Source organism: Scleromatobacter humisilvae (assembly GCF_023231945.1).
Taxonomy (GTDB): domain Bacteria; phylum Pseudomonadota; class Gammaproteobacteria; order Burkholderiales; family Burkholderiaceae_C; genus Scleromatobacter; species Scleromatobacter humisilvae.
This window is the reverse complement of the sequence record NZ_JAJLJH010000001.1, coordinates 495586-508030: the sequence shown is the minus strand read 5'-3', so window position 1 is coordinate 508030 and position 12445 is coordinate 495586. Positions and strand designations below refer to the sequence as shown.

The following is a 12445-nucleotide window of genomic DNA, read 5'->3' as shown; positions in this document are numbered from 1 at the left end:
TGCAGGCCACGAAATCGTTCGCGAGCCCATCGACATCAAGCAAAGGTGAACATCATGATCCGCAACCAATCCGCATTCCGCACCATCGCCGTGATGGCCCTGTCGACCGTCTGCGTCGCGATCTCCACTTCGGCGCATGCCGGCCTGCTGGGCGGCGGCATGCACGGCGGCGGCCTCGGCGGTGGACTGGGCGGCATGGGTGGCGCGGGCCACGGCGGGCTGGTCGGCAACGTCGCGGGCAATGCGACCGGCACGGTGTCGACGCCGGACGCCTCGCCCGTCAAGGACGCGGCCGGCAACCTCGTCGGCTCGGGCAAGGCCGCCGTCGGCGACGCGGTGAGCAACGGCAAGGGCGTGGCCTCGGCCACCAAGGCCACCGCGGCCAGCGGCGTGGCGGACGGCAAGGCCGCGGCCGGCGGCGTCGCGTCGACGGCCGGCGGCGCGGGTTCGGGCGTCGGCGGTGCGGCAGGCAACGTCCAGGGCTCGGCCAACGGCGCGCTGGGCGGCGCGGCCGGCTCGGCCGCGGGCAGCGCCGATGGCGCGTTGAGCGGCTCGCAGGGCACGCTCGCGGGCGCGGGCAACGTGGCCGGTTCGGCTTCGCGCAATGCGCCGACCGCAGCGATGCCGTCCACCCCGACCGCGCCCGCGGCTGCTGCTCCGGCGACAACCGGCACCCGCAGCGCTGCATCGCCGGCCAGGTCGCTCATCAAGCCGGCCTCGACCCAGCCCGCGCGCCCGGCCACGGTTGCGGGCCATGGAAACGGCGGCAGCGATGCGCCGGACACCACGCCCCACACGAACAACTCGCCGACGTCCGCGACGCCGTCCACGACGCGCCGCTCGGTGGCCGCCGGCGGCTCCGGCAACGGCGCGCTGCAGGGCTCGGCCTCGCGCCAGGGCGGCGTGAGCGTCGGCGCCAACGGTTCGGCGAACGGCGGCGCGCAGGGCGCGAACTGAGCGACGGCCCAGGGCGGGACGAGGGCGCGGCGCGGGTCGCGCCCTTCGTCGTTCAGGCCGGCCAGCGCCAGGCCAGCACCTGGGTGCGCGGATAGCCGTGCTCGCGCACCGCTTCCAGCTGGTTGCCGCCGAGCAGCACCACTGTCTCGCCGTCGAAGCGCAGGAAGAAGCCGACGTGGCCCTTCCAGCTGTGCTTGTCGTCGCGCCATAACACCGCGATGCAGCCGACTCTCGGCTCGTCCAGTGCGACGCCCCACGCGAGCCAGCTGCGCGCCAGCGCGGAGCCGGTGCCGGCAATGCCGACCCGCGCGAGCGTCCACTGCACGAACGACGAGCACCAGTTGGCCTTGTCGTCGTAGCCGGCGATGTTGGTGCCGGCGTGGTACCCGGTGACGCGCGGGTTGCTGCTGCCGCCCGGGAAGCTGCGCACGCCGAGCTCGCCGCGGGCGACGCGCAGCCAGGGCGCCTGGCGCTCCTCGTCGACGATCATGCGCAGCGAGGTCATCAGGTCCGACCACCACAACCCCATGCTGGCGATGAAGCGCGGCACCGGCTGGCCGTGGCGCACCGGGTGGTCGGGCGGCAGCGAGGCCCAGCCGGCGTGCACCAGCGTGACCTGGGTGCCGTCGCGGCGCGGCTCGAAGGCCACCGACACCGTCGTCTTCTCGTGCGGCGCGAAGTTGCCGCCGCGCCATTCGATCTGCAGCGCGTGCGGCGGATTCCATTCGGTGACGGTGCCGGTCTGCACGACGTGCGTGGCGTCCGAATCGGGTGCCGCGATCGTCTCGAACAGGCGGCCGCCGAGCTTCGGCTCGAGATGCAGCACGCTCAACCCGCGCTCGCCGTCGCGGAACTTCAGGCCGTGGCGCCACCAGCGGTCGATCTGCTCGGCGAAGACCTCGAACGCGATGTCGGGCGGCGCCTCGACGAAGACGCTGGCGCTGACGCGATCGCCGCTCACCGCGCGCCTCGCTCTTTGGCGACACGCTCCGCGTGCTTGCGGAACGCCTGCATCTGCGTGCCCCAGAACGCCTGCACGTCGGTGAGCCAGGCCTGCAGGTCGGCCAGCGGCTGCGCCTGCAACTGGTAGGTGCGGGCGCGTGCATCGTCGGCGGCACTGGCGGCGCCGACCTCGTGGATGACGCCGGCCTGGCGCAGCACGCGCAGGTGGCGGCTCATGGCCTGGCGCGACATCGCGAGCGCGTCGGCGATCTCGCCGGCGCGCTGCGGGCCGTCGCGCAGCAGCACGACGACCGCGCGCCGCGTCGGCTCGGCCAGGGCCTGCAGCGTGCGGTCGAGCGTGCCGTCGTCGACCGGCGCGGGCGCGGCGCGGCGAGTCACGTCGCGGGCTGGTCGCGCAGCCGGTGCATGAACCACCAGGCGTGGCCCTCGCAGTCGGTGGCGCCGTAGCTGCGGTCGCTCCAATAGTCGTCGCCGTAGTCGTGCGTCGCGGGCTCGGAGGTGATCGTCGCGCCGTGCGCGCGCGCCTGCGCGCAGTGCGCGTCGGCGTCGTCGACGAACAGGCACAGCGCCTGCGTCACGCGGCCGCCGACATCCAGCGGGCTCGCGTGCCGCGCCTTGAACTCGCGGCCCAGTTCGAAGGCCTCGCCCGGCTTCGCGGCGCCGCTGACCGAGACCAGCGCGCCGCCGTAGGTCAGCTCGCTGTGGATGATCTCGCCCGGCTCGCCCTCGACCTTGAGGCGGCATTCAAAGCCGAAGGCCTCGCACAGCCAGTCGATCGCTTTCGCGGGCTCGCGGTAGAACAGGCTGGAGCTGGCTTGCGGCCAGCCGGAGGGCGGCGGTTTGCGCATGGGGTACCTCGGCATGATGATCAACGGATGCGTTGATGGTAAACCGATTCGTTAATCAAATGCAAGACCCTAGAATGCGCACGCGCCGATCCTTTCCCGAGACCATGCAAAAGATTCTTCCCCGGTTCGTCCTCGGCGTCCTCGCCTGCTTCGGCGCGCACGCGATGGCCGCGACCGCGAACCGGATGATCCTGCCGGACGACGTCCTGCCCGAGGCCTACCGCATCGCGATCACCCCGCATGCCGACCAGGCGACGTTCGACGGCACGGTCGAGATCGACGTCCAGGTGCGCCGCCGCACCGACCGCATCGTGCTGGACAGCGCCGACCTGGCCATCGCCGGCGCGACGCTCGACGCCGGCACCGCCGCGCCATCCATCGCGCTCGACGCCGGACGCGAGCGCGCGACCTTCACGTTCGCGCACGCGATCCCGCTGGGCCGCCACACGCTGCGCATCGTCTACAGCGGCAAGATCAACGACCAGGCCTCCGGCCTGTTCAAGCTGCAGCACGCGACGCCGCAGGGCCCGGTCACGTCGCTCTACACGATGTTCGAGGACTCCGACGCCCGCCGCTTCGTGCCGAGCTGGGACGAGCCCGCGCGCCGCGCGACCTTCGACCTGACGGTGACGGTGCCGGCCGAGCTGATGGCCGTCGGCAACATGCCCATCGCATCGAGCGAGGCGCTGCCCGGCAACTTGAAGCGCGTGCGCTTCGCGACGACGCCGAAGATGTCGACCTACCTGCTGTTCTTCGGCCTGGGCGACTTCGAGCGCGTGCATCGCGAGGTCGCCGGCGTCGACGTCGGCGTGATCGTCAAGCGCGGCGACACCGCGCAGGCGGCCTACGCGCTCGACGCGGCCGCGCGCATCCTGCCGTACTACAACGCGTGGTTCGGCACGCCGTATCCGCTGCCCAAGCTGGACATGGTGGCCGGCGCCGGCGGCAGCGTCACCTTCGGCGCGATGGAGAACTGGGGCGCGATCTTCTACTTCGAGCGCGACCTGCTGATCGACGACAAGCTCGCGAGCCAGGAGGACAAGCACCGCGTGTTCGAGACCATCGCGCACGAGGTCGCGCACCAGTGGTTCGGCGACCTGGTGACGATGGCCTGGTGGGACGACCTGTGGCTCAACGAAGGCTTCGCGAGCTGGATGGAGGTCAAGGCCACGCAGGAACTGCATCCCGAGTGGGCCGGCTGGCCGCAGGTGGCCGCGCGCAAGCAGCAGGCGCTGGACATCGACGCGCGCCGCGGCACGCATCCGGTGATCATGCGCATCGACGACGTCACGCAGACCGAGGGCGCGTTCGACACCATCACCTACGCGAAGGGCTCGCAGGTCGTGCGCACGCTCGAGGCCACGATGGGCGATGACGCGTTCCGCGACGGCGTGCGCCGCTACATCGCCGCGCACGCGTACGGCAACACCGTCACCGACGACCTGTGGCGCTCGCTCGACGCGCACGCGGCGCGTCCCGTGCGCGCGATCGCGCGCGACCTCACGCTGCAGCCCGGCGTGCCGCTGATCGTCGAGCGCGACGCGCGCTGCGTCGACGGCCGCACCGTGGCGACGCTGTCGCAGCAGCAGTTCAGCGTCGGCGCGCCGCGCGTGGCGCAGTGGCATGCGCCGGTCGCGCTGCAGGTGCTGGGCGGCGGCAGCGCGCGGGCCGTGATCGCCGGTGCGGCGCCGCAGCGCGTGAGCGTCGACGGCTGCGGGCCGCTGGTGATCAACGCGGGGCAGGCGAGCTACCTGCGCGTGCGCTATTCCGACGCCGGCCTGGCGGCGCTCGCGCAGCGCTTCCCGCAGCTGTCGGCCGACGACCGCCTGGGCCTGCTCGCCGACACGCAGGCGCTCGCGCTCGCGGGCCAGCTGCCGATGGGCGCGTGGCTGGGGCTGATGCGCCAGGTGCCCGCGCAGCAGGATCCGCTGGTGATCCGCATGCTGATCGACCAGCTGACCGACCTCGACAACCTGCATGCCGGCCTGCCGTCGCGACCTGCGTTCCGCGTCTTCGCTCGCGGCCTGCTCGCCCCGATCTTCGCCAGCGTCGGCTGGCAGCCCGCGGAGGGCGAGGCCGGCGACATCGCCACGCTGCGCGTCGAGCTGATCCTGGCGCTCGGCACCTTCGACGACGCCGCCGTCGTGGCCGAGGCGCAGCGCCGTTTCGAGCGCTTCCAGGCCGATCACGCCAGCCTGCAGGGCGACGCGCTCGACGCGGTGCTCAAGGTCATCGCGATCCGCGCCGACGCCCGAGCCTGGGAGACGCTGCACGCGCTCGCCAAGGCCGCGCCCACGGAGCTCGAGAAGGCCCGCTACTACGAGCTGCTCGGCTACGCGCACGACCCCGACCTGGCGCAGCGCGCGCTGACGCTCGCGGTCTCGGGCGAACCGCCGGAGACCATCGCGGGCCGGCTGCTGCGCAGCATCGGCGTCACGCATCCCGCCGCGACGCTGGACTTCGTGAGCGCACACTGGGCCGCGGTCGAGCCGCTGTTCGGCGACGGCGCCGGCGCGACCATCGCGGCGCGCTTCTTCGACACCGGCGCCGACCGCGCGATGCTGCCCAAGCTGGACGCCTTCGTCGCCGCCCACGTGCCGGCCGCCACGCGCGGGCGCATCGTCAAGAACGCCGCGCTGATCGGCTATCGCGCGACCGTGCGCGACGAGCGCCTGCCGCAGGCCGGGCGCTGGATCGCCACACAATGATGTAACGGACCTCCCCGGAACAGGGGTTCGCGACACTAGCCCGTTGACGCGCCGCTACATCTGGATACGATAAGTCGAAGCCGACACACGCCTCATGTCGAGGCGCAGTTTGCGGCGCTGGGGAGCAGGCGTATGAGCGATTCGACTTCGTCAACGACCGGGGCGATCTCGGCCTCCGAACGCGCGCAGATCCAGCGCGCCAACGTCTCCGGCCTGCATCCGGTGGTCTTCGTGCACGGCCTGTGGCTGCTTCCGGGCAGCTGGCAGCGCTGGGCCGAGGCCTTCGAGGAGGCCGGCTACATCGCGCTGATGCCCGAGTGGCCCGACGACCCGGCCAGCGTGGCCGAGGCCAACGCGAATCCGGACGTGATGGCGGGCAAGACGGTGGGCCAGGTCGTCGACCACATCTCGCACGTCATCTCGCAGCTCGAACGCAAGCCGGCCGTCATCGGCCACTCGTTCGGCGGCCTGCTGGCGCAGATCATCGCGGGGCGCGGCCGGTCGGCCGTCACCGTCGCCATCGACCCGGCGCCGTTCCGCGGCGTGCTGCCGCTGCCGCTGTCGGCGCTGCGCGCGGCGTGGCCCGTGCTGGGCAACCCGTCCAACCGCAACCGCGCGGTGCCGCTCACGTTCGAGCAGTTCCGCTACGCGTTCGCCAACGCGGTCAGCGACGACGAGGCGCAGCAGCTGTACGTGAACTACGCGGTGCCCGCGCCGGGCGCGCCGCTGTTCCAGGCGGCCATCGCCAACGTCAACCCGTGGACGGAGGCGCAGGTCGACACGGACAACCACGAGCGCGGCCCGCTGCTGATCATCTCCGGCGAGAAGGACAACACGGTGCCCTGGTCCATCGCCAACGCGTCGTTCAGGCAGCAGCAGGCCAACCCGGGCCTGACCGAGATCGTGGAGATCGCCAACCGCGGCCACTCGCTGACCATCGACCACGGCTGGCGCGAGGTCGCCGACACCGCGCTGGCGTTCGTGCGCCGCTTCGCGGTGCCGGACTCGCACGAGTCGGCCTACCTGTTCCACGACGACGAGGTCGACCGCCGCGTCCTCGCGTGAACCTCACGCGCGCCGCACGACCAGACGCTGCACGCGCTTGCCCGAGGAGACGCTGATGCGATCCTCGTCGTGCAGGATCGTGTCGCCGGGCGCGAGTTCATCGGTCACGGTTCGCTTGTCGAAGGCGGCGTAGAGACGGCCCACGGGGTCGCGCTTGCCTTCGCCATCGGTCACGCGCCAGCTGAGGTACAGCGTGCCGCCCGGGCGCAACAGCGACAGCAGGCTGCGCACCGACGCGCCGACCAGCGCGGGATCGAGATGCATGACCACGGTCTCGCACAGCACGTTCCGGAACGCGCCGCGCGCGACGCCGGCCAGTTCGGGCAGCGCGGCCTGGTCGAAGCGCAGCGCCGGATGGGCGGCGCGGGCCTGGTCGAGAAGCCCGGTCGACGCGTCGAAGCCGCGCGCATCGAATCCGTTGGCCGCGAGCCAGGCCGTGTCGCGCCCCGCGCCGCAGCCGACGTCGGCGGTCGGGCCCGGCGCGAAGTGCGCGCGCAGCAGCGCGTACATGTCCTCGGGCGGCTCCTGCGCCAGCCAGTCGGCGGCGTAAGCGGCGGCGTCGGCGTCGTAGGCGGCGAGGGTGGCGGCGTCCATGGCCCGGCGCGATCAGGCGTCCACGCTGCCCTTGGCGATGCGCGCCGCCAGCTTCATCAGCGTCGGCACGCGCTTCCTGCCGTGCATCATGCGCACGCGCGCCTTCGCGGCGCCGAGGTCGATGCCGGCGCAGGTGACGACCAGCGGCGGCGTCTCGTCCTCGCGGAAGATGCAGAGCTGGTCGGGTGTCTCGCTGCCCTTGAACAGGCTCTTCGACACGCCGATGACGGCCGTGCGTCCGCCGAGGGTGTCGTGCAGGCGCAGGCCGAGGCCGGGCGTCTCCTGCGCGTCGAGGTGCACGAAGCCGTCGAACACGATGACCTCGGGCTGCAGGCGATTGGCGTCCAGCAGTTGCACCAGCCAGGGCAGCTCGCGCAGGTCGAGCTCGCCCTTGGCGGGCTTCTCGACGTGCTCGATGCGCAGCGCGTAGTTCTTCGTGCCTTCGACCGCGGCCCAGTCGTCGAAGGCGACGGCGGCGACGCGGGCGGTGTCGGCCTCGATGTGGACGTCCATGACCAGTTTCATGGACGCATTCTCGCCGCGATCAGCGCGAGCGTCCCTTCGGCCATCGCCCCTGCGCCTGCAGCGGCGCGACGGTGGCGGCGAACGTCTCGCCGACCTCGGTGACCAGCTGCAGGATCTCCTTGGAGTCGGGACTGGCCTTCAGCGCGGCGCGCGCGTGGGCGATGCGCCCGCGCAGGTCGGCGAGCGAGACGGGGACGTCGACCGGCGGATCGACCGCGCGCAGGGCGGGGAGCTTGCCGATGAGCGCCAGCAGGTCCTCGCGCGCGTCGAGCAGGCGCGAGATCTCGAGCGCGGTCGGCTGCTCGTAGCGGGCCTGCTCGACGAGCTCGACCAGGTCCTTCGTGCTGGCGCCGAACTCGTCGACGACGGCCTCGAACTCGCGATGATCCATGTCTGCTCCAGAAGTCCGGCCTCATTCTTGCGCGGCGCGGGGCACGCGTCCAATCCCACGGCCGGGCAAGTCTCGCGCCCGCGCCCTGGCGGACGGTGGCTTGCGCCAGAATCGCGACACCCGGCTTCGCGATTCCGCATGACCCCCCGTTCCCTGGCCGCCGTGCTGTCGATGCTGCTCGTCGCGGGCGCCCATGCCGGCGGCAACACCGCGCAGGACGAGGCGCGCACCCGGTTCGACGCGTCGCTGGCGCCGCTGACGTTGTCGGCAGATGGCCAGTGGCGCCTGCACGTGGATGCGCAGTCCGTGCTGCATCGTGTCAACCTGGCGGACCCCGCGCAGCATCGCACCGCGGCGCTGCCGTTGCCGGTCTGGCTGCTGTCGGCGTCGCGCAGCGGCCAGAAGGTCGGGTTCGTCACGACGACGGGCTGCGTCGGCCTCGTCGACTTCGGCACGGGCGCCGCGCCGTCGACGCGGACGACCTGGCAGCCGCCGCCCGGCCCCGATGGCAGCGCACCCGCGTCATGGACGGACGCCCTTCCGACGGAATGCCGCGCGAGCGTCGCGCCGTGGCAGCACCGCGCGGTGGCGTTGTCGGCCAATGGGCGGCTGCTCGCGACGCGTCGCGAGGTGATCGACACCGAGACGCACCAGCGCGTCGCGACGCTGCCGCTCAGCGACGACGCCTACTTCAGCCCCGTCGTGCTGAAGCTGCGCTTCGCCGACCGCGACACCAAGCTGCTGGTGCTGAGCGGCCGCTTCGGCGAGGTCGACGAGGGCCTGGGCAGTCCGAGCGACCTGCGGCTGGCGGTGTGGGACGTCGCGACGCACGCGCTGTTCAACCTGCTGAGCCACGTCGACGCGGACAACGATTCGATGCACGCGCTGTTCTCGGACTTCTCGCCGCAGACCGGCGTCTTCACGTGGGTCGACACGCGGCGCTACCGCGACGTCCTGAACTCGGGCGCCTGGAATCCCGAGAAGTCGCCGCCGCCGCCCTACGACCTGGTGCAGGAGCGGCCGGGCCGCTGCGGGGCGCCGGCGATCGTGCGCTATCCGCTGCCGTCCAGGCCGGACGGCGAGCTCGTGGTCGATCCCTGGGGTCGCTGGGTCGCCGAACTGCGGCCGATCGACGACACGAAGCCGGGCGGCGACGTGGCGCGGCTGGTCGTGACGGACATCGACAGCCGCCGCACGGTCTCGACGGTGGCGCTGCGCGAGCAGCTTCGCGGCCTGGTCGCGACGCCCGATGGCGCGACGATCCTCGCGCAGTCGGCGTCGGACGAGGTGCGCTCGTTCGAGGTCGACGTGGCGGCGCTGTCGACACCGAAGACGACCGCGCAGGCCTGGGACGCGACGCCCTGCCGCATCGAGGACGAGGCGCCCGGCGCGCGTGCGCCCGCGCGCGTGACGCGCGCGCTCGCGCCCGCCTGGCCGCAGGCGCGCACGCACGCCACGCCCATCGACGGCTCCGGCGCGCCCTTCGTGATGCGCGACGGCACGCTGTGGCTCGACCAGGGCAGCACCATCGCGCAGCTCGACCTGTCCAGCGGCAAGACCGTGCGCACGCTGCCGACGCCGCGCAGCGACAAGATCCGCAGCATGCCCGTGCCGGCATCCGACGGCTTCTTCAACATGCAGGGCGACACGCTCAGCTGGCGACCGTTCGACCTGGCGCGGCAGGCCGTTCCAGGCAAGCGCCTGGTCGACGTGCGGCCCGGCTGGACGGTCGACGAAGTGCGGCCGCTCGCGCGCAGCGTGCGCGTCGTCTGGCACGCCAACGAAGGCACGCCGGTGCGCACGAAGGACGGCGTGCAGGGAAGCCTGGCGGTGGTGCTCTACGACGCGGCGTCGGGCAGGCGGCTGCGCGAATTCCTGCAGGACGCGGGCGGCTACGACATCGAGGACGAGTCCGAAACGGCGTGGTCCACCGAATGGCTGCCTCGCTGCCGTGACGACCAGGGCGCGACGACGGGCACCGACTGGCGCTTCGACGCCCTCGGCAGCCTGCGCGCGACGCGCTGCGCGCCGGGCGAGGCGACGGTGACGACGGCCTGGTTCGGCCTGGACATCGCGCCGCGCCCGCTCGAGGGCGCGGGCGACGACCCCCAGCGCCGGTTGACCAGCGTCGATGGCCCGCTCGCGGCGGCGGTCGACCAGCGCACGGTGCGTGCGTTCGACATCGACGGCCGGCGCGAGCTCGGCCAGGTTGCCCTGGGCTCCGGGCAGCTCGCGACCTGGCTGCGCGTGCTGGCCGACGCGCGGCTGCTGCTGGTCGAGACGTGCGACGACAACACCTGTCCCGACCACGCGACGCTGCAGGCGTGGTCGTTGAAGTGACTCAGTCGCCGGCCCGCTTCGTCGCCACCAGCGGCTGCACGCTGCCGCCGTCCAGGCGCGGGCGATCCGGCTCCTCGGCGGCGAGCGGCGCGCATTCCTTCATCGTCGCGAGGCAGCGCTCGGTCAGCCGCTGGTAGGTCGCGGTGCCTTCGCGCTTCCACGCGAGTTCCTGGTCGCTCAGCTCGCGCAGGATCTTGGCGGGCACGCCCGCGGCCAGCGAGCGCGCGGGCACCTTCAGGCCGGCGCGCACGAAGGCGCTGGCGGCGACGAAGGCGCCGGCGCCGATCTCCGCCTCGTCCATGACGACGGCGTTCATGCCCACGAGCGCGTCGGCGCGGATCACGCAGCCGTGCAGCACCGCGCCGTGGCCGATGTGCGCGTTGTCCTCCAGCAGCGTGTCGGACGCCGGGAAGCCGTGGATGACGCAGGTGTCCTGCACGTTGCAGCCGCGTTGAAGGACGATGCGGCCGAAGTCGCCGCGCAGGCTGGCGCAGGGGCCGATGTAGGCGCCGGGGCCGATCACCACGTCGCCGATGAGCACGGCGGTCGGGTGGACGTAGGCCGTCGGGTGCACGACCGGGCGCAGGCCGTCGATTTCGTAGCAGGGCATTCGGGGTTTCCTCGAGATAAAGGCCGCGTTTGTCGGGCGGGCTTGCGTCCGCCGTGACCTCAGTCTAAGATTAACCGACCGGTCGGTCAAAGAATTGGCGAACCCGCCAGATCTCGGTCATCGACTCCCCGGCACCACCCATTCTGAAGGGATCCACGATCCCGACGCGAGGCTCACCATGTTCGACCTGCTCGATTCGACGCCGATTTCCTCGCCCGACGCGCTGATCCAGATCGCGCAGCGGGGTCACGTGCGGGTGCTGACGCTCAACCGTCCCACCGCTCTCAACAGCTTCACGCAGGACATGCACGCCGAGCTGCGCGCCGCGCTCGACGCGGCCGCCGGCGACTCCGACGTGCGCGCCGTGCTGATCACCGGCGCCGGCCGCGGCTTCTGCGCCGGACAGGACCTGAACGACCCCGGCATGGCCGCCGGCGCCGACGGCAAGCCGGATATCGCGGCGGTCATCGAGAAGAACTACCGCCCGCTCGCGATGCGCATCCAGGCCATGCCGGTGCCGGTCGTCTGCGCCGTCAACGGCGTGGCCGCCGGCGCGGGCGCCAACTTCGCGTTCTGCTGCGACATCGTGCTGGCCGCGCGCTCGGCCAGCTTCATCCAGGCGTTCTCCAGGATCGGCCTGATTCCCGACTGTGGCGGCACCTGGCTGCTGCCGCGCCTGGCCGGACGCGCCCGCGCGCTGGCGCTGACGCTCACGGGCGACAAGCTGTCGGCCGCCGACGCGGAGCGTTTCGGGCTGATCTGGCAGGTGGTGGACGACGCCGACCTGCAGGCACAGGCGTTCGCATTGGCGATGCGTCTTGCCGCGCAACCCAGCAAGGCGCTGGTCGCGACGCGCCAGGCGCTCGACGCGTCGCAGTCGCTGTCGCTGGCCGACGCGCTGTCGCTGGAGGCCCGCGTGCAGGGCGAGCTGGGCCGCGCGCACGACTTCGCCGAGGGCGTCGCGGCGTTCCAGCAGAAGCGTCCCGCCGTCTTCAAGGATCGCTGATGGCCGATCCGCAGCGCATCGCCGAACGCGTCCGCGATCACATGTGGGCGACGGATCGCGCCTCGCAGGGCATGGGCATGGAAGTCGCCGCCATCGGCCCGGGCAGCTGCACGATGACGATGACCGTGCGCGAGGACATGCTCAACGGCTACGGCACCTGCCAGGGCGGCCTGATGACGACGCTGGCCGATTCGTGCTTCGCGTTTGCGTGCAACGCCTACAACGAGATCACGGTGGCCGCGGGCTTCGACGTGCAGATCGTCGCGCCGGCCCGGCTCGGCGACGAGCTCGTGGCCACGGCGGTCGAGATCAGCAAGTCCGGCCGCCTGGGCGTCTACGACGTCGACGTGCGCAACCAGCGCGACGAGCGCGTGCTCGCGTTCCGCGGTCGTTCCTACACGATGAAGGGCAAGCCGGTGCTTGCCATCGAGGGCTGAC

General features: G+C 72.3%; 13 protein-coding genes and 1 pseudogene. 6 read left to right on the top strand and 8 right to left on the bottom strand.

What is annotated here, in order from left to right; translation table 11 throughout:
* The first annotated feature begins 54 nt into the window (after positions 1–54).
* Positions 55–957 (top strand): hypothetical protein, encoded by a 903-nt coding sequence (locus LPC04_RS02360; protein WP_275680573.1) that lies wholly within the window; start codon positions 55–57, stop codon positions 955–957.
* 52 nt (positions 958–1009) lie between these two features.
* Here LPC04_RS02360 and LPC04_RS02355 read toward each other — a convergent pair whose 3' ends face one another.
* From LPC04_RS02355 to LPC04_RS02340, 4 genes and pseudogenes are all read right to left on the bottom strand, one after another.
* Entirely contained in the window at positions 1010–1462 is a 453-nt protein-coding gene (locus LPC04_RS02355; RefSeq protein ID WP_275681908.1) for a TIGR02594 family protein, read from the bottom strand.
* A gap of 84 nt (positions 1463–1546) precedes the next feature.
* Positions 1547–1918: pseudogene (locus LPC04_RS02350) on the bottom strand (SRPBCC domain-containing protein); the annotation flags it as partial.
* A complete protein-coding gene (locus LPC04_RS02345) occupies positions 1915–2298 on the bottom strand; it encodes a metalloregulator ArsR/SmtB family transcription factor (protein ID WP_275680572.1) in 384 nt (127 codons plus the stop codon). The pseudogene LPC04_RS02350 and the gene LPC04_RS02345, both read right to left, overlap by 4 nt.
* A complete protein-coding gene (locus tag LPC04_RS02340) occupies positions 2295–2768 on the bottom strand; it encodes a VOC family protein (RefSeq protein WP_275680571.1) in 474 nt (157 codons plus the stop codon). Before LPC04_RS02340 ends, LPC04_RS02345 begins: the two co-directional genes overlap by 4 nt.
* Before the next feature lie 104 nt (positions 2769–2872).
* On the opposite strand from LPC04_RS02340, the gene LPC04_RS02335 reads away from it, so the two are divergent.
* Both LPC04_RS02335 and LPC04_RS02330 read left to right on the top strand, forming a co-directional pair.
* Positions 2873–5476, top strand: coding sequence for a M1 family metallopeptidase (locus LPC04_RS02335; protein ID WP_275680570.1), 2604 nt, complete (start codon positions 2873–2875; stop codon positions 5474–5476).
* A gap of 132 nt (positions 5477–5608) precedes the next feature.
* A complete protein-coding gene (locus LPC04_RS02330; RefSeq protein ID WP_275680569.1) occupies positions 5609–6541 on the top strand; it encodes an alpha/beta hydrolase in 933 nt (310 codons plus the stop codon).
* 3 nt (positions 6542–6544) lie between these two features.
* Here the strand turns inward: LPC04_RS02330 and LPC04_RS02325 are convergent, their stop codons facing one another.
* From LPC04_RS02325 to LPC04_RS02315, 3 genes are read right to left on the bottom strand one after another with little or no spacing between them, the layout of a single operon-like run.
* Positions 6545–7135 (bottom strand): class I SAM-dependent methyltransferase, encoded by a 591-nt coding sequence (locus LPC04_RS02325; RefSeq protein WP_275680568.1) that lies wholly within the window; start codon positions 7133–7135, stop codon positions 6545–6547.
* A gap of 12 nt (positions 7136–7147) precedes the next feature.
* On the bottom strand, positions 7148–7660 hold the full coding sequence (locus tag LPC04_RS02320) for an endonuclease V (protein ID WP_275680567.1): 513 nt from the start codon (positions 7658–7660) through the stop codon (positions 7148–7150).
* A gap of 19 nt (positions 7661–7679) precedes the next feature.
* The gene (locus tag LPC04_RS02315) at positions 7680–8051 is read right to left on the bottom strand and encodes a hypothetical protein (protein WP_275680566.1); all 372 of its coding nucleotides are present in this window, start codon (positions 8049–8051) and stop codon (positions 7680–7682) included.
* 138 nt (positions 8052–8189) lie between these two features.
* On the opposite strand from LPC04_RS02315, the gene LPC04_RS02310 reads away from it, so the two are divergent.
* Positions 8190–10391: a hypothetical protein gene (locus LPC04_RS02310; protein WP_275680565.1), complete on the top strand. Its 2202-nt coding sequence runs from the start codon at positions 8190–8192 to the stop codon at positions 10389–10391.
* Between the two features lies 1 nt (position 10392).
* On the opposite strand, the gene LPC04_RS02305 is transcribed toward LPC04_RS02310, so the two are convergent.
* Positions 10393–11001 carry a phenylacetic acid degradation protein PaaY gene (locus LPC04_RS02305; protein WP_275680564.1) on the bottom strand — a complete coding sequence of 203 codons (609 nt, stop codon included), beginning with the start codon at positions 10999–11001 and terminating at the stop codon, positions 10393–10395.
* Positions 11002–11179: 178 nt separating this feature from the next.
* On the opposite strand from LPC04_RS02305, the gene LPC04_RS02300 reads away from it, so the two are divergent.
* Together LPC04_RS02300 and paaI are read left to right on the top strand one after the other, a co-directional pair.
* Positions 11180–12007: an enoyl-CoA hydratase-related protein gene (locus tag LPC04_RS02300; RefSeq protein ID WP_275680563.1), complete on the top strand. Its 828-nt coding sequence runs from the start codon at positions 11180–11182 to the stop codon at positions 12005–12007.
* Positions 12007–12444 carry a hydroxyphenylacetyl-CoA thioesterase PaaI gene (gene paaI, locus LPC04_RS02295; protein WP_275680562.1) on the top strand — a complete coding sequence of 146 codons (438 nt, stop codon included), beginning with the start codon at positions 12007–12009 and terminating at the stop codon, positions 12442–12444. The genes LPC04_RS02300 and paaI overlap by 1 nt, the downstream gene beginning before the upstream one ends.
* Position 12445 lies beyond the last annotated feature (1 nt).